The following is a 15,390-nucleotide window of genomic DNA, read 5'->3' on the forward strand; positions in this document are numbered from 1 at the left end:
TTCAATCTTCCTTCCAGGCGGCCAGGCGTTCGCCGTAATGTTCGATTTGGGTGCGTTGGGCCTCGGACTCGGCGGCATACGCGCCATGCACGACTACGGGTTCCAGCCAGCGCATGCCGCAATAAATGGCCGTGGCGTGGAGAGGTTGGGCCAACGCCGAAAAGCCCGGGTAGGCGCCGATCTGGAAATGATCCTGTTCGCCGCCGGTGGTCACGGCCCACAACAGGCTTTTGTCCTTGAGGACCGTGGCGCCTTTGCCGTAGGCCCAGCCGTGGGTGAAGACTTTATCGATCCACAGTTTCAGCAGGGGCGGGGTGCTGTACCAGTACATCGGGTGCTGGAGGACGACAAGCTCTGCTTGTTCCACCGCACGCTGTTCCGCCTCGACGTCGATATCGAAGTTGGGGTAAAGCGCGTAGAGCGAACGTATGACGACGTCCGGGTTGCTGGATGCTTGCGTGAGCATCTGCTGGTTCACCCGCGATTTGTCGGGGTAGGGGTGCGCATAAATGATAAGAATCATCGGTGAATTCCTTGGTTTGGCTCCGTCGATTCTTGTCTGTCGTGAGCGCGAACGATGGCGCTTGGAGCCGGGCGATACAAACAAGAGCGCCTTCCCGGGACAGGGTCGAGGCCGGAAAGGCCGGACATCCTACCGAGGAAGGCGCGGATTGTTTAGCGCGGATCGATACATCCGGGGCTTCAGTCAAGCGGCAAGGAGATTCTGGCCTCCAATCCGCCGTCCTTTCGATTCCTCAGGGTCAGCGTCCCGCCATGTTCCAGCACCGTCGCCCGGGCCGCCGACAGGCCCAGCCCGACGCCGCCGGTGTGCTTGTTGCGCGAGCCTTCGATGCGAAAGAACGGCGTGAAGACCTGCTCAAGGTATTGGGCGGCGATGCCCGGCCCTCGGTCGAGGATGCGAATGTCCACACGGTGGGCGTCGGCTTCGAGGCGAACCGTCGGCTCGCCGCCATACTTGATCGCGTTGTCGATCAGGTTGACCAAGGCGCGCTTGATGCCGATGGGCCGACCAACATAGACGAAGCGCTGGGCACCTTCGAACCCAACCTCGGTGCCGGCGTCCTTGAGGTCATCGACGATGGTGTGCAGCAGCTCGGCCAGGTCGAACGCGGTGGCATGTTCAAGCCGGGCATCGTCGCGGAAGAACTCCAGGGCGGAGTTGACCATCGCCTGCATTTCGTCCACGTCCCGGAACAAGCGCGATTGCTGCTCGGCATCCTCGATGAACTCCCCGCGCAGGCGCATGCGGGTCAGCGGCGCACGCAAGTCATGGGAGATGGCGGCGAGCATCTGCGTGCGGTCCTGCAGGAAGTGCTTGAGCTGGGCCTGCATGGCGTTGAACGCGAGGATCGCCTGGCGGATTTCGTGGGGGCCTATGACTGGAATCGGTGGCGCCTGGTGGTCGACGCCAAAGCGTCGGGCGCCTTCGGCAAAGCGTTCCAGCGGTGCGGCCAGGTGCCGGGTGGCGATCAGCGCGACGATCAACGTCGAGAGCAGGATCAGCGCGATGATGATCCCGTTGCGCGCCCATTCGCTCAGCCCCCAACTGCGCGAGGGTACGGAGAAGATCACCCACGAATGGTCGGCCAGTTCGATGATCACCGCGTAGCGTGCATCCGGTTGGTCGGCCGGCCAGTCGCCCGGTTCGTAGGCTTCGATCCTGGCATCCGGCCGGCCCAATTGCTGGCGCAGGAACGCCGAACCTTCACTGAACTCCGGGTCGTCGATCACCGGCAGCCGCGCCTCTTCATGCCGTTGCAACCAGTGCGCGTTGAACGCCTGGTCGCTCGCGGCCGCGGCAATCGCGGGGCGTTGTGCGGGGGCGACGGAGTCGATGATGCGGGTGATGGCGGCGGCCTTTTCCATCAGGCCGGTCTCCATCAGGGGAGGGCGTGCCCAGGCACCGGCCAGCAGGCTGAACAGCTGGTTGAGGGCCAGTAAGGTCAGCATGGCGATCAGGGTGGTCAGGGCGATCCAGCGCGCCACCGTGTCCCGAGGACGATGAGTGCCCGAGCGCGAGGGCTTCATCGCTTCACCACGTGGGGGCTGAACAGATAGCCGCTGTTGCGCACGGTGCGGATCATCGAGGCGCCGGTGATGTCGGTCTCCAATTTGCGCCGCAGGCGGCTGACCTGGACGTCGATGCTTCGGTCGAACGCCTCGAAGGTTTCGCCACGGGCCAGGTCCAGCAACTGCTGGCGGGTCAACACCCGACGCGGATGTTCGGCAAACACCAGCAGCAGTTCGAACTCGCCGGTGGACAGCGGGATCATGACCTTGTCCGGCGAGCGCAGCTCGCGGCGGGTGACGTCCAGTTGCCAGTTTTCGAACTCCAGGATCGGCCGGGAGACGTCGGTCAATGCGCTCCTGGCCTCACCGGTGCGCCGCAGCACGGCGCGTACCCGGGCCAACAGCTCCCGCGCATCGAAGGGCTTGGTCAGGTAGTCGTCCGCCCCCAACTCCAGACCGACGACGCGGTCGCTCAACTCGCCCATGGCGGTGAGCATGATGATGCCGACCGTGTGCTCGGCCCGCAGCCGTTGGCAGAGCACCAGCCCGTTGTCGCCCGGCAACATGACGTCGAGGATGATGAGGTCCGGCACCTGGCGCGCCACCGCCTGCCAGAGCGCGTTGCCGTCGGCCGCCACGTCCACGCTATAGCCATGTTGTTCGAGGAACTTGCGCAAGAGGGCGAGGACTTCGAGGTCATCGTCCACCAGTAATAAATGGCTCACGGTGGGCACGCAGGGTAATGAATACAGGAGGGGATACTAGGGTCAATCCAGGGCCCGCGTCATATATTTCAACTCGGTAATAAAGTTGCCGGCGGGCAATATTCTGGAAATCTGCGGGCAAAAAAACGGCGGCAGGATGGCCTTGATGTCGGTCAGTTAAAAACAAGTCAGCCCTGCACAACCTTTGTGGCGAGGGGGTTTCTGTGGGAGCAAAGCTTGCTCGCGAAACAGGCGCCTCGATGTTTGAAAGTCCGCGTCGCCTGCATCGCGGGCAAGCCTTGCTCCCACAGCAAGCATCCCCCTCTTCACAAGAGCTGTGTCCGGCACCGTTTATTTAGCTGATCGGCAGCCTCCCATTCCTCGCCGAGATAACCCTGTATGCCGATCACCAAGCCCGCTCCGTTGTTCGTTCGATCCACCGTCGTGGTTGTATTGGCGGCACTCGCCAGCGGTTGCTCCAGCACACCCGCTGCAAAACCAGGCTCGTGTGAAAGCACGACCTATACCGTTTACGATCCTGCGGAACCCGTCAACCGTGGCATTTTCGCGTTCAACCGAACCGTGGATGACTATGCGCTGGCCCCGGTGGCCCGGGGTTATCGCAAGCTGCCAGAAATGTTCCAGGCCGGCGTCCACAATTTCGTGGCGAACTTCGGCGAGCCCAAGGTGTTCATCAATGACCTGCTGCAAGGCAACGCCCAACGCTCGGTCAACACCCTGGGCCGTTTCGTCATCAATACCACAGCGGGCATCGTCGGCCTGATCGACGTGTCGGGCAAGCTGGGCATTGAGCGCCACAAGGCCGATTTCGGCCAGACCTTCGGCGTCTGGAACCTCGCCCCCGGGCCCATCGTGGAACTGCCGCTGCTGGGCAGTGCCAACCTGCGGGACGCGACGGGTAAAGTGCTGAGTTCTGCGGTCGACCCGTTTGGCGACAACAGCAGCACCGTCGACACCCTGGGCACGATCAACACCGTCGGCGGCATTGTCGATGGCCGCGCCGAGGCATTGCCACTGACAAACGAGTTGCAGACCGAACCGGATTACTACGCGGCGCTTCGCGATGCCACGGCGCAGCGGCGTGCCGATCTTGTCACCCAGGGCAAGTTGGGAGCAGTGGTGGAGGACGCCCCGCAGTGCCAGGATGGAGCCGCTGCCGATGAATAACCAAGCGTTGGTCTTGCATCGACGAATGCGCTCGCTCCAGCCGGATGTCCTGCACTGTCGTGAAGTTGAATTGCGCTTGGCCGAGGATGGTCGCCATGTGCTGCTCAACCGTTACGTCGAGCTGTATCGCCATGAACAGGTCAGTTGGTGCGCCATCCAGCAGCATCGGGTGCCGTTGGCGCGGATGGTGCGCTGGCTGGTCGATAACGGCGAACCTCTGAGGGATTAGTGGCAATTTGCTCCTGAGGACAGCGGTATCTCGGGAGCGGATACCCTTGAAACATTTTTACATAATTACGCATTAATTATGGTTGTACGACGTCGTATCTAATATGTTCGACTGTGGTCGTTTCTCACAAAAAAAATAAACGGAGACTCCATCCATGACGAGCATTCCTTCCGTTGAAGGCAAGGTTGCGGCGCCCGTGCAAGGCCGTTTCGTGCGCCTGCTCAAGCTTCTCGGTCCCGGCATCATCGCCGTCCTTTCCTGGCTGGGTGCCGGCGACCTGATCACCTCATCCGTGGCCGGGGCGAACTACGGCTACGCAATGATGTGGGTGCTGGCGATCTCTCTGCTGCTGCGCTACCTGATCGTCAACATCATCGCGCGCTTCCAGCTCTGCAATAACCAGGGCATGACCATCCTGCAAGGCTATGCCCAGCTCAATCCGTTTTTCGCCTGGTTCCTGCTGGTGTATGCGCTGCTCATGGGGCACCTGATGAATGCCTACATGATCAAGGGGGCCGGTGAAGCCTTAGCCATGTTGCTCAAGATTGACTATCCACTGCTGTGCTCGGTGGCGGTGGTCTTGGCGGTGTGGATGCTCGTCGGGCGCAATATCTATTCGATGATCGAGGGCGTGATGAAAGGCCTGCTAGCGATCATGACGCTGGCGTTCCTGGCCCTGGCGGTGATGTCCGGCCCGGATGTCGCGGGCATCGTCAAGGGCACCATCGGCTTCAGCATTCCGCCCGATGAAGGTGTGCACGGTGCGTTGCTGGTGGCCGTCTCGGTGATCGGTGCGGTGGCCGGTTCCATTGCCAACTTCGTCCATCCGTATGTCATGCGCCAGAAGGGCTGGGTGGGGCCTGAACACAAGCGTATCCAGCGTAACGATCTGCTGTTCGCGGTGTTTGTCGGGATCATCATCAACCTGGCGATCTGGATCGTCGGGGCGGAAATCCTGCGACCCAACGGTATCGAGGTCAAAACCCTGGGCGATCTGGGCAAGGCCCTGGAAATGTTCTTCGGCTCGATCGGTTGGTACGTGTTCTTTATCGGCGTGTTCGCCACGCTGTTCGCCAGCATCTCCGGCAAGACCACAGCGTTTCCGATGCTTATCACCGATGCCTTCCAGCACGTGCGGCCCGAGCGCCGGGAGCGTTACGGCAAGGAATTCCACCATGATCCGATGCACAAGTGGTTCATGCTGTTCATTCTCGTGACGCCGCTGATCTGGTCGCTCCCCGGCATGCCGGACTTTGTCACGCTGACCATCGGCGTCAACGCGCTGAACATCATCGGCTTGCCAGTGATTTCCCTGGGCCTGCTGATCATGTCCAACCAGAAGTCCCTGCTGGGCAAGGAGTATCGCAACAACCTGTTCGAGAACATCGCGCTGATGTTTGCCACGGGCCTGGCGTTGTGGGTCGCGTTCCAGTTGGGCGTGGATCTGTTTACCTGAGGTCGGGTCATCTGCAACTTTTGGGGGGACTGCTAGACTTTATCGTCCAGTCCCTTTCGGAGAAGCGGAATGAATAATAAAAACAGGATCTGCCTCTGGTACGACGGCAATGCGCAGGAAGCTGCGGAGTTCTACGCCAAAACGTTTCCCGACAGTGCGGTGAACGCCGTCTACCAGGCCCCGAGCGATTATCCGTCGGGCAAGCAGGGCGATGTGATCACGGTGGATTTCACGGTGATCGGCATCCCTTGCATCGGCCTCAACGGCGGGCCGGTGTTCAAGCACAGCGAGGCCTTTTCATTCCAGATTGCAACGCAAGACCAGGCCGAAACGGACCGCTTGTGGAACGCGATCATCGACAACGGCGGCCAGGCCAGCGCCTGTGGCTGGTGCAAGGACAAGTGGGGCTTGTCGTGGCAGATCAGCCCGCGTGTGTTGCTTGAAGCGGTCGCCAGTTCCGATAAAGCCGCCGCCAAGCGGGCCTTCGAGGCGATGATGACCATGACCAAGATCGACATTGCCGCGATTGAAGCCGCGGTGAAAGGCTAGCCGGCGAAAACCACCACCATCCCTTGTGGGAGCGAGCTTGCTCGCAATGACGGCGGCACAACCAACTTCGGTGCAAGCTGACCCACCGCTATCGCGAGCAAGCTCGCTCCCACACTTGATGGGTGGTGACTTCGATTTTTCGACCTGTCCAAATCCCCTGTGGGAGCGAGCTTGCTCGCGATGACGGCGGCACAGTCAACACCGATGAAGCTGACCTATCAGTCGGCCTCGGGCAACCTGGCAATCACCTTGATCTCGAACTGAAAACCATACAGCCACGTCACGCCCACCGCCGTCAGTGTCGGATGCGGCGCGCTGCCCCAGAACTCGGGCACGACGCTCCAGATCCGTTCGAAAGTCGACTGGGGATCGACCATGAACACCGTGACGTCCACCACATCGTCAAAGCTGCAATCGGCCGCGGCGAGGATCGCCTTCAGGTTGTTGAACGCCAGCCGCACCTGAGCCTCCAGGTCGGGCTCTGGTGAACCGTCGGCGGTGCTGCCGACTTGCCCCGAGACGAACAGGAAACCATTGGAACGAATCGCCGGTGAATAGCGATTGCGCTCATACAGTGCCTGGCGTCCAGGCGGGAAAACCACATCGCGCTGTGTCACGACTACCTCCATCAAAGAGTGGGTTTGAAACGATGAACTCACTCTAGGGGCTTGTGTTCTGGCGATAAACGAGCAACCTTGGCGATCACTGTTTGTAGAATCCAAACAATCGGATCGATACCCGAGGCAGAAATGGATCGTTTTGATGCGATGCAAGCGTTCGCGCGAGTCGTGGAGGCGGGCAGCTTCACCAAGGCGGCGGAGACCCTGCACATGAGCAAGACCACCGTGACCCAACTGGTGCAGCAGCTCGAGGCACGGTTGCGGGTCAAGTTGCTCAACCGCACCACGCGCAAGGTCAATGTCACCGCCGACGGCGCCGCCTATTACGAACGGGTGATCCGCTTGCTGGCCGACATGGACGATGCCGAGACCAGCCTGTCCAGCGCCCAGGCACGACCCCGCGGGCGCCTGCGGGTGGACGTGCCGAGCCCGCTGGCGGCGATGATCCTGGTGCCGGCCTTGCCAGCGTTTTATGAACGATTCCCGGACATCCAGATCGACATGGGCGTCAGCGATCGTATCGTCGACATGATCGATGAAAACGTCGATTGCGTGGTGCGCGGCGGTGAGCTGACGGATCAGTCGCTGGTCGCCCGACGCGTCGGTGATCTCGCCCTCGGTGTCTTCGCTGCACCGAGTTACCTGGCACGATTCGGTCGGCCCGCGCATCCGCGCGAACTGGAAGATTCACACCATCGCATCGTCGGCTTCCTGTGGGCACGCACCGGTAAATCCTTGCCTTACGCCATGCGCCGTGGCAGTGAGCGGCTTCACGTCAAAGGGCGCTACGCCCTGGCCATCGACGACGGCAACGCCTACCTCGCCGCCGGTCTGGCGGGGCTGGGCGTGCTCTGGTTGCCCGAGTACATGTCCCGGCATCACCAGGTGAAAGGCGAGTTGGTGCCGCTGTTCGAAGACTGGCACCTCGACCCGATGCCGCTCTACGTGGCTTACCCTCCGAACCGCCACGTCAATGCCAAGCTGCGGGTGTTCATCGACTGGGTCGTGGAGCTGATGGCGCAGCATGCGCCAATCATGAGTCGACCTGTTTCGTGAAATCTGGCTGTTCAGTTGTAGAGGAGATACACCATGGACCGATTCACCGGCGGTTGCCTGTGCGGCAATGTTCGACTTGAAGCCTTGGGGCGCCCGTATCGCGTCGGCCTTTGCCATTGCCTCGATTGCCGCAAGCATCACGGGGCGCTGTTCTATGCGGCGGCCGTGTTCCCTCAGGAGGCGGTGACGATCGAGGGCGAGACACGGGATTACGCCGGGCGATTTTTCTGTCCCCGCTGCGGCTCGTCGCTGTTTGCCCGCTCTGGCGACGAAATCGAAGTGCACTTGGGAATCCTGGATACCCCCGATCAACTGATGCCCACCTACGAAAGCTGGACCGTGCGCCGTGAGTCCTGGTTACCGGCGTTTCCGTTCACCCGATGCTATGAGCGTGATCGTGAGGGTACGGGGCGGTCTGAGGAATAGATGCAACCTGTTTCATCGCTATCGCGAGCAAGCTCGCTCCCACGGTTTGATCTTGGGTGTACGCCAATTTTGGATTCCCAACCAAACCCCTGTGGGAGCGAGCTTGCTCGCGATGACGGCGGCCCATTCAACACTGATGCAAGCAGGCCCGCCGCTTTCGCGAGCAAGCCCGCTCCCACAAATGATGTGTGTATTTATTCCTTGAGGAATGTCAGCAGATCCTGGTTCAGCCGGTCCTTGTGGGTCTCGGTCAAGCCGTGCGGTGCGCCAGGGTAGACGATCAGTCGAGCACCCTTGATCAGCGCTGCCGAGGCTCGGCCTGCGGCGTCGATAGGCACGATCTGATCGTCATCGCCATGGATGACCAAGGTTGGCACGTCGAACTTCTTCAAGTCGCCGCGGAAGTCCGTCGCCGAGAACGCCGCGATCGAGTCATAGGTGTTCTTGCTACCACCCTGCATGCCCTGCACCCAGAATGATTGGATCAGCCCTTGGGATGGCTTGGCACCTTTGCGGTTGTAGCCGTAGAACGGGCCTGAGGCGATGTCCAGGTACAGCTGCGAACGGTTCTCCAGGGACGCCTTGCGCAGGCCGTCGAACACTTCGATAGGCAAGCCGCCGGGGTTGGTTTCCGTCTTGAGCATCAACGGTGGCACCGAAGAAACCAGCACGGCTTTTTTCACCCGGCCGGTACCGTGGCGACCGATATAACGCGCTACTTCACCGCCCCCCGTCGAGAAGCCCACCAGCGTCACGTTCTTGAGGTCCAGCGCTTCAATCACCGCCGCCAGGTCGTCGGCATAGTGGTCCATGTCGTTGCCTTCCCAAGGCTGGCTGGAGCGACCATGGCCGCGACGGTCGTGGGCAATCACCCGATAGCCTTTCGAAGCGAGGAACATCATCTGGCCTTCCCAGCTGTCGGAGTCCAGCGGCCAGCCGTGGCTGAAGGTCACGACCTGGCCATCGCGCGGGCCCCAATCCTTGTAATACAGCTGCACGCCGTCCTTCGTGGTGATGTAGCTGGCAGACTGGATCACGCTGCCGACAGCGGACGCGCTGGCAGGGGCTTGGACCAGCGAAGCGGCCTCGGCGCTGAGGCTGGCCAATGCCAGGGTCGCGACAGCCAGGGTGCGGTTGAAGGTGTTCATCGTGTTTCTCTCCATAAGGTCGATTTGATCTGCGGCGGCCGTCATCGATCGCGTTGGTGGGCAGATTAGAGAGAGAGGACGATGGCGAGAACGGCGCGGGTATCGATAGCAACTATGGGAAAAACCGATAGCTGCGTTTCGCTTCGGTTGCGGGTGAGTATTCGTGGCGAGGGAGCTTGCTCCCGCTGGGTGGCGAAGCCGCCCCAAACGGATCGATGCGTGTCTTCCAGGCAGAGCTCATTTGGCCGATTTACGACGGCTGCGCCGTCGAGCGGGAGCAAGCTCCCTCGCCACGATGGGTTTTCAAGTGCTCTGGAGCCATCCTCAACCAAAAGAAGGCATTGGCCCCAACGAGTGGAATATCCACATGACCGCCGCCACGGCGGCCAGCACCGCGACCACAAAACCGATCAGCACCCATTTGAGGATTTTCCACCCTTTCGACGGCTGAGACCTTGGCGCGAGCGTTTCTACCGTGAACGTCATCCCCCCGTCGCATCGCTGGCAAACAGCAGTGTCGTGAGGAAGGGGGGACCCGCATTGATCACAGTTTGTCATGTCGTCACTTCGAGGCTCAAAGGAAGGGTAGCCTTTATGGGCTGGTAAAAGCACAGGGCGCCAGTCGCTTAATATTTATAGACGATGCCCAGCCTGCCCATGATCTCCAGGGCATTGACCAAGCCCAAACCGTTCATGGGCAGGCAGGCGAAGGCCTGGTACTCATCGAAGTGCGTGCCGATGGCCAGCAACTTCAAGTCATGGGCCTCCAGCTGTGCGTTGAAATACTGCAGGAGCGCGCGTTCCCAATCGTCGGCGCGGTTGACGGCCTCGATGGTTTCACGTTCAGGCGCAGTGATTTCAATGCCCAGTTGCCGCAGCGGGGCCAGGGCATTGACCGCATCGACGCCGCAGGACGACCACTCCTTCCATTCGAACCCCGCCAACTGATTGGCCTCGGTGAGCGCTGACTCGATTTGCGTCCAGGTCCAATCCCACTGTCCGCCAGGTGACGGCAGGTTCTCAATGAGGGCTTGCGCGTGTGCCTCGTCGAACAGGCTCTCGAACAGATCGGCCAGGGTATCGGCCAGATCGGGCTGTGGCCCTTGCCCCTGGGTATCCAGGTCGTGGCTCAAGCGCTGCCAAAGGCTGCCCAGATCGTCCCAATCCTCGTCATCCATGTCGTCCTCGATCACCTGGGCCTTGTGGCCGCGCAGGTAATTATCCAGCCGCGTCTTGCGCACACGCACGCTGCCCTCGGCGAGATCGACCTCATAGCTGCGGTAATCCAGGTAGTTGGTCTGGAACACGATGCGATCAGGGAACACCTCATGGGCGAGGCTTTCCTCCACATCGAAATACGCCGCCCCTTCGAAATTGCCATGGGCGGTGATGATGCGTTGCAACGACAATGGATCGATTGGATTCATATGGGCTGGGTCACAGGGAGGAGGGCGAAAGGGGAGCGCCGCGTATCTGGTTCGCGCCGATCCTACACCAAGGTCCAGAGGTTGCTAAGGGGCGGAATGTGGACTGCGTCAACTGTCAGGCAAGTGTTTGGGTCTATGCTTACCTTGCCCTCTTGAATCAGGCCTACCCATGCACGAACACCGAACGGTCCACAGGGAGTACGCGTGAGACATTCGATACCGGCTGCAGCACTGCTTTGTCTATTGCTCGGCACGGTCGCCAGGGCCGAGCAGTATCAAATCGTCACCGAAGAATGGGCACCGTACAACTATCAGGAAAACAACCGGCTCACCGGCATGACCACCGAGATCGTCCGGGCCATCATGGCGCTGACCGGGGATGACTTCGAGGTGGTGCTGCAACCCAGCATGCGGGCCACCCAAGTACTCAAGCATCGTCCCAAGACCATCATGTACTCCCTGTTTCGCACGCCGGAACGCGAGTCGTTGTACAAATGGGTCGGGCCGATCGTGGAAGAATCCATCCACCCCTATCAACTGGCCAATGCGCCGCCGCTGAGCTCCCTGGAGCAACTCCTGAACGCCCCGCAGATCACCACGCGCCACGCCGGCCTGGTGCCCCAGATGCTGCAGTCGCTGGGCTTCAACAACCTGGACAAAAGCGCCACCGAGAGCAAGCTGCTCTACCGCATGCTGCTTGCCGGACGCACCCAAGTCATCGTCGGTGACACTGATGCGGGGGTGGCCTACTACAGCCGCCAACTGGGCATCGCCCCGGGCACCCTGCGACGGATACCTATCGAGCTGTATCGCTCATCGTTGTACATCGCCTTCAGCCCTGACAGTGAAGATGAAGTGGTGGCAGCGTGGGCCCGGGCGTTGGAGCAGTTGCGCCGTTCTGGGGAGTTGGCGCGGATTCAGCGGCGGTATGAGGGAGGTGATCGGCAATGAGGTCATTCATAAGGCATATTGAGTGCGAGCCGCACGGATTGTCGTTAGCTGCCAACGCTCGGGTTTGTACTTGCTGCCGTGAGAAAAACGGACCAGTTCATGTATGAATCTTGTCCTTTACCGTCCTCAGGTAAGCCGCAGGTACCGACGCCACAAGCCAAACGCCATTGTCCGCCTGAAAGAAACGAATCCCTGCCTGTCTCATGCCCTGCACATCAACAGCGAGTAGTACAGGTTGTCCATACCGCTTGCCGACGGCTATTGCCGTTTCGGGACTTTCAGTCAGATGGACATGGTGCCGACTGCCTGGGATCAATCCCTGCGCCTCGATGGAGGCCATGAAGCGGCCGGCGGTTCCATGATAGAGCTGGGCAGGTGGTGTTTTTTCGACGTGCTGCACCTGGACCTGCCCAGTGCTATGGCCTTGTGCGGCTCGAATGCGTTGGCCATCTTCGGAGAGTGTGAAACGCTTCTTTTCGTTGGTCTCGACCACCTCGTGCAGCATCTGGTAGTCGAAGGTATGGCCATATTGGTTAGCTTTGCGTATCAGATCCTCAATGTCGGCCCAACCGTCGCGGTCCAGGACGAGTTCCATGGATTCGGGAGCGTGGCGTAGTACGTAGCTGAGGAGTTTGCTGATGTCGTCGCGTTGTTTCTTGTTCAAGGAAAGGTCCTTTTTCATTGGCTAGTTGCAGAGAGTACGGTGCTTAGCAGTATGGAGGCACTAAACGAACGTTACCCACAGGCCGAGCAGGCTCACTCTGAGTGATGTTGAGTTGATATCACTCAGCTGCATTGCTACCATCCGTGGCGGAGTAGTTGAGCATAGGTAGGCTCACCCGCCCTTTACTTAAGCTTCGGCTTTACATTATCCGCGGGGGAGAAGCAGTTTTTCTCCATGCCGGTTCGAATCCGGCCTACTTCACGTTAAGCAGCAATATGACGAACACTATAATTTTACGTACGCGAGCTTTGAAGCTGTTCCGTACCAAGCTTGGCAATCCGGTGCGAAACCTGAACAGTGTCGTGATCGGCTTATGCGGGGTCGGTGCAGGGATCGCGTTGAAACCCAAGGATCTTGCTGTTAGCTGGGCGCCTGGAGATCTCATCCAGGCTGAGCGTGAGGCAAGAGGGTTTGCAATAAAGTCTTTGATGGTAACAGCCTGTGATGCTCTGGATCATTACCTTGAGGACCTAGGTGTTGGTCCGAGCCCACTGGCTGATATGACTTTACGTTCAGTGCTGAGAAAAGAGCCGCAGATTATCCAAAAGGGCCAGGCGCTCACGTCAGCTGGCATATCAACACTCGAAAAACGACTGAATGAGGTCATTGATCGCCCATCCGAGATCAAGTCTGTCCTGCGCGACTTTTCGGAAAAATTCTGTGGCAAACAAAAAACGCTATCGTTGAATGCTCGTTGTGGTGGGCTTTTTTCCCACGCTCAAACCTTGAACGGAGCTGCCATTTCCGCAATTTCCCTAAGACCGTCCTATCATTCGGCTGTGGTTCTATTGGTTGCATGGCGCAATGTACTCGTACACGACATGGATACGGATCCGCTAGATCCCAAGGTCGCTTCGGACTTGATCGCGGACAAGGAGTATCTGGCGGCAGAGCATGCCGGTATAGACTTCGAAAAAACCCTTGAGCGATACAGTTCTAAGAGCGAGCCGTCTCTTAAGGATATTTCTACACTCGTGTCCATACTCATGCGGTATCTAGCCGCAATTGATGCTCGGCTAATCGCATCCTGTGATCTTGGTAGGTTTGTTCAAGAGGCGGTTTGTGAGGAGCTGAACTTGCGTGGTGCGCCAGAAGCTACCCTTCGGAAGTGGGCAGGTAAGAGCTATCCTGAGCGTATCTCAAAGGCGCTTAGAATGGTCGGTAACCATGGCTTCGTTTCCACAGCTTTTGAAAGAAAGAAAAAAAGCTATCCTGGACGCATGATCGCGAAGCAGGATATGAGTTTTCTTGATGCTAATAATTTCAAGGAACTTTCAAACTTGGTTTTTCCAGATATTTTGTAACGGCAACTAGATCCTGCAAAATCGCATAGCTGGGTCAGTCCATGGTTGTCATATTGTGGTCTGGTCCTGATTTGCTGCTGAGGAATACGCCTCTGCTTGCTGGAGGCCAGTTCAATTCTGGACATGTAGGCAAGACATAGCCAGGCGCCTGATGAAGTCAAGGGTGGCAGGCTTTCTACCGCTCTTGATAGAGCTCCGCTCTACGCTTGGCATTTTCCCGCTGCATGTCTTCAAAATGCTTGCGTTCTTCCCGCTCCCTCTCTTCATGGCGTTCGCGGTGTTTCCTGTTTTCTGCTCTATTCATTTCCTGTTGGCGTTCCCAGTAGCGCCTGTTTGCCTCTTGATAGTCCTTGTGCCGATCACCGGCAAATGCTCCCACTGAGCAGAAGCCAATCCAGGTGAGTACAAAAATGGCAGCCATTTTCATATGATTTTGCCTCTGGTGGGGATGGGGTAGGTGATGCCGTTGGCGGCTTCCGGTAGACCATAAGAATGATCGTAAGTGCATGCTTTAGACGGAAAGGGGGCGTTCCATGTCATGCCCCCTTTTGCCTGTTTTTTTTCTAGAAACTGTACTTGGCGGTCAACATCATATTGCGCGGGCTGCCGTAGGCATCACCGCCGTAACTCACGGAGTTGGCGATGGTCGAGTAGTAACTGCGGTCGAAGATGTTGTTGGCGTTGACCTGCAAGTCCAGGTTCTGGCTGACCCGATAACCGGCCATCAGGTCCGTGACAGCGTAGCTGCCTTGCTTGAGCCGGTATTTATTGCCATTAGCCAGCGAGATGTCGTTGTACATGCGGCTCTGCACCGAATTCACGCCAGATGAACAATGTCAGCTCCGCGCCATCGGTTAATGTCTGGATGTTCTCTTGAGTCCCAAAGGTCTCCAGCAGTCGGTACCGCGCATCTTTCCAGAACAGCTCTTCGACCCAGTCGTACACCGGAATGAAATGGAAGTGGATGGGGTAGCGGGGATCGTGGCCGAAACGGCTGATGTAAAGCCATTTGGGGTTCAGTTGTGTTTCAAGAACGCTCTGGATGTTTGCCATTAGGCCACCCAGCTCTGCGAGTGCAGGTCCGGGCAATTGGGCCAGTGAGTTAACGTGGTGTTTGGAACCGAGCATGAGGTAGCCGGGCAGGGCGGATGCCAGGTGGTGGTTGACTACCCAATGGGGCGTTTCATCGAGGATGAAGTCGGGGGTTATTTCCAATGTTGACTCCGTGTTAATGATTGGAATCTTCGTTAGGTTCTGTACGAAATCCTTTGAAACCGCCGCCACCGCCGCTAAACACAAACATTCGGTAGAGTTCGTGCCCATCGAAGGCAGGAGGTCACGATGGTGAAACGTTACGAATTCCCGATGCAGCCCGGGAGCTGGTGGTTGATCTCGTTGAACAGCCTCGGCGCAATGATGACTGCTCGCCACGTCTGATCATTACACTCAAGGCCCTCTCGCACGGGGTTATTGGAATCAGGAACCTCTCTCTGCAGACACGTTCGCAAAGCGTTTATCAGGCGACATTCAACCGGCTTATTGACGTACAGGAGACCTTGGTTTTATTCACCAAGGAG

At 58.8% G+C, this 15,390-nt stretch carries 18 protein-coding genes, 1 tRNA gene and 1 pseudogene; 9 read left to right on the forward strand and 11 right to left on the reverse strand.

The window, feature by feature from the left end:
* Position 1: 1 nt before the first annotated feature.
* The 3 genes from kefF to AC3A5O_RS08060 form a co-directional block, all read right to left on the reverse strand.
* Positions 2-523, reverse strand: a complete 522-nt coding sequence (kefF, locus tag AC3A5O_RS08050) for a glutathione-regulated potassium-efflux system oxidoreductase KefF (RefSeq protein ID WP_305467586.1) — start codon at positions 521-523, stop codon at positions 2-4.
* Between the two features lie 179 nt (positions 524-702).
* On the reverse strand, positions 703-2,049 hold the full coding sequence (locus AC3A5O_RS08055; RefSeq protein WP_305467585.1) for an ATP-binding protein: 1,347 nt from the start codon (positions 2,047-2,049) through the stop codon (positions 703-705).
* On the reverse strand, positions 2,046-2,756 hold the full coding sequence (locus AC3A5O_RS08060) for a response regulator (RefSeq protein ID WP_487753081.1): 711 nt from the start codon (positions 2,754-2,756) through the stop codon (positions 2,046-2,048). The genes AC3A5O_RS08055 and AC3A5O_RS08060 overlap by 4 nt, the downstream gene beginning before the upstream one ends.
* Before the next feature lie 378 nt (positions 2,757-3,134).
* Between AC3A5O_RS08060 and AC3A5O_RS08065 the strand changes: the two genes are divergently transcribed.
* From AC3A5O_RS08065 to AC3A5O_RS08080, 4 genes are all read left to right on the forward strand, one after another.
* Positions 3,135-3,923: an MlaA family lipoprotein gene (locus AC3A5O_RS08065; RefSeq protein WP_487753082.1), complete on the forward strand. Its 789-nt coding sequence runs from the start codon at positions 3,135-3,137 to the stop codon at positions 3,921-3,923.
* Positions 3,916-4,152: a hypothetical protein gene (locus AC3A5O_RS08070; RefSeq protein WP_122566224.1), complete on the forward strand. Its 237-nt coding sequence runs from the start codon at positions 3,916-3,918 to the stop codon at positions 4,150-4,152. Before AC3A5O_RS08065 ends, AC3A5O_RS08070 begins: the two co-directional genes overlap by 8 nt.
* 154 nt (positions 4,153-4,306) lie before the next feature.
* A complete protein-coding gene (locus AC3A5O_RS08075; protein ID WP_122566225.1) occupies positions 4,307-5,608 on the forward strand; it encodes an Nramp family divalent metal transporter in 1,302 nt (433 codons plus the stop codon).
* Between the two features lie 69 nt (positions 5,609-5,677).
* Positions 5,678-6,157, forward strand: a complete 480-nt coding sequence (locus AC3A5O_RS08080; protein ID WP_122566226.1) for a VOC family protein — start codon at positions 5,678-5,680, stop codon at positions 6,155-6,157.
* A 218-nt stretch (positions 6,158-6,375) separates the two neighbouring features.
* On the opposite strand, the gene AC3A5O_RS08085 is transcribed toward AC3A5O_RS08080, so the two are convergent.
* Positions 6,376-6,774 (reverse strand): RidA family protein, encoded by a 399-nt coding sequence (locus tag AC3A5O_RS08085; protein WP_122566227.1) that lies wholly within the window; start codon positions 6,772-6,774, stop codon positions 6,376-6,378.
* Between the two features lie 132 nt (positions 6,775-6,906).
* Between AC3A5O_RS08085 and AC3A5O_RS08090 the strand changes: the two genes are divergently transcribed.
* Both AC3A5O_RS08090 and AC3A5O_RS08095 read left to right on the forward strand, forming a co-directional pair.
* Positions 6,907-7,833 carry a LysR family transcriptional regulator gene (locus AC3A5O_RS08090; protein WP_487753083.1) on the forward strand — a complete coding sequence of 309 codons (927 nt, stop codon included), beginning with the start codon at positions 6,907-6,909 and terminating at the stop codon, positions 7,831-7,833.
* Positions 7,834-7,866: 33 nt separating this feature from the next.
* Positions 7,867-8,259, forward strand: coding sequence for a GFA family protein (locus AC3A5O_RS08095; protein WP_305467578.1), 393 nt, complete (start codon positions 7,867-7,869; stop codon positions 8,257-8,259).
* Positions 8,260-8,453: 194 nt separating this feature from the next.
* On the opposite strand, the gene AC3A5O_RS08100 is transcribed toward AC3A5O_RS08095, so the two are convergent.
* From AC3A5O_RS08100 to AC3A5O_RS08110, 3 genes are all read right to left on the reverse strand, one after another.
* Positions 8,454-9,407: an alpha/beta fold hydrolase gene (locus AC3A5O_RS08100; RefSeq protein ID WP_122566231.1), complete on the reverse strand. Its 954-nt coding sequence runs from the start codon at positions 9,405-9,407 to the stop codon at positions 8,454-8,456.
* 324 nt (positions 9,408-9,731) lie between these two features.
* Positions 9,732-9,893, reverse strand: a complete 162-nt coding sequence (locus tag AC3A5O_RS08105; RefSeq protein WP_163006736.1) for a hypothetical protein — start codon at positions 9,891-9,893, stop codon at positions 9,732-9,734.
* A gap of 140 nt (positions 9,894-10,033) precedes the next feature.
* Entirely contained in the window at positions 10,034-10,834 is an 801-nt protein-coding gene (locus AC3A5O_RS08110) for a DUF6630 family protein (protein ID WP_487753084.1), read from the reverse strand.
* Positions 10,835-11,038: 204 nt separating this feature from the next.
* Here AC3A5O_RS08110 and AC3A5O_RS08115 point away from each other — a divergent pair, with 204 nt between their 5' ends.
* Positions 11,039-11,785, forward strand: coding sequence for a substrate-binding periplasmic protein (locus AC3A5O_RS08115; RefSeq protein WP_122566233.1), 747 nt, complete (start codon positions 11,039-11,041; stop codon positions 11,783-11,785).
* Between the two features lie 97 nt (positions 11,786-11,882).
* On the opposite strand, the gene AC3A5O_RS08120 is transcribed toward AC3A5O_RS08115, so the two are convergent.
* Positions 11,883-12,449, reverse strand: coding sequence for an RNA 2'-phosphotransferase (locus AC3A5O_RS08120; protein WP_122566234.1), 567 nt, complete (start codon positions 12,447-12,449; stop codon positions 11,883-11,885).
* 148 nt (positions 12,450-12,597) lie between these two features.
* Here AC3A5O_RS08120 and AC3A5O_RS08125 point away from each other — a divergent pair.
* Positions 12,598-12,710: transfer RNA gene (locus AC3A5O_RS08125), tRNA-OTHER, on the forward strand.
* 47 nt (positions 12,711-12,757) lie between these two features.
* On the forward strand, positions 12,758-13,813 hold the full coding sequence (locus AC3A5O_RS08130; protein ID WP_305481809.1) for a hypothetical protein: 1,056 nt from the start codon (positions 12,758-12,760) through the stop codon (positions 13,811-13,813).
* A 175-nt stretch (positions 13,814-13,988) separates the two neighbouring features.
* Here the strand turns inward: AC3A5O_RS08130 and AC3A5O_RS08135 are convergent, their stop codons facing one another.
* From AC3A5O_RS08135 to AC3A5O_RS08145, 3 genes and pseudogenes are all read right to left on the reverse strand, one after another.
* A complete protein-coding gene (locus AC3A5O_RS08135; RefSeq protein ID WP_122566236.1) occupies positions 13,989-14,240 on the reverse strand; it encodes a hypothetical protein in 252 nt (83 codons plus the stop codon).
* Positions 14,241-14,376: 136 nt separating this feature from the next.
* A pseudogene (locus AC3A5O_RS08140) lies at positions 14,377-14,628 on the reverse strand (TonB-dependent receptor domain-containing protein); the annotation flags it as partial.
* Positions 14,588-15,028, reverse strand: coding sequence for an HIT family protein (locus tag AC3A5O_RS08145; RefSeq protein WP_487753132.1), 441 nt, complete (start codon positions 15,026-15,028; stop codon positions 14,588-14,590). The pseudogene AC3A5O_RS08140 and the gene AC3A5O_RS08145, both read right to left, overlap by 41 nt.
* Between the last annotated feature and the right edge of the window lie 362 nt (positions 15,029-15,390).

It is taken from the genome of Pseudomonas sp. Soil_N_39 (genome assembly GCF_057655955.1).

Coding starts and splice junctions, on each gene's coding strand:
- AC3A5O_RS08135 (WP_122566236.1), bottom strand. CDS start 14,240: ATGAAAATGGCTGCCATTTTTGTACTCACCTGGATTGGCTTCTGCTCA.
- AC3A5O_RS08100 (WP_122566231.1), bottom strand. CDS start 9,407: ATGAACACCTTCAACCGCACCCTGGCTGTCGCGACCCTGGCATTGGCC.
- AC3A5O_RS08105 (WP_163006736.1), bottom strand. CDS start 9,893: ATGACGTTCACGGTAGAAACGCTCGCGCCAAGGTCTCAGCCGTCGAAA.
- AC3A5O_RS08055 (WP_305467585.1), bottom strand. CDS start 2,049: ATGAAGCCCTCGCGCTCGGGCACTCATCGTCCTCGGGACACGGTGGCG.
- AC3A5O_RS08065 (WP_487753082.1), top strand. CDS start 3,135: ATGCCGATCACCAAGCCCGCTCCGTTGTTCGTTCGATCCACCGTCGTG.
- AC3A5O_RS08110 (WP_487753084.1), bottom strand. CDS start 10,834: ATGAATCCAATCGATCCATTGTCGTTGCAACGCATCATCACCGCCCAT.
- AC3A5O_RS08075 (WP_122566225.1), top strand. CDS start 4,307: ATGACGAGCATTCCTTCCGTTGAAGGCAAGGTTGCGGCGCCCGTGCAA.
- AC3A5O_RS08095 (WP_305467578.1), top strand. CDS start 7,867: ATGGACCGATTCACCGGCGGTTGCCTGTGCGGCAATGTTCGACTTGAA.
- AC3A5O_RS08070 (WP_122566224.1), top strand. CDS start 3,916: ATGAATAACCAAGCGTTGGTCTTGCATCGACGAATGCGCTCGCTCCAG.
- kefF (WP_305467586.1), bottom strand. CDS start 523: ATGATTCTTATCATTTATGCGCACCCCTACCCCGACAAATCGCGGGTG.
- AC3A5O_RS08080 (WP_122566226.1), top strand. CDS start 5,678: ATGAATAATAAAAACAGGATCTGCCTCTGGTACGACGGCAATGCGCAG.
- AC3A5O_RS08090 (WP_487753083.1), top strand. CDS start 6,907: ATGGATCGTTTTGATGCGATGCAAGCGTTCGCGCGAGTCGTGGAGGCG.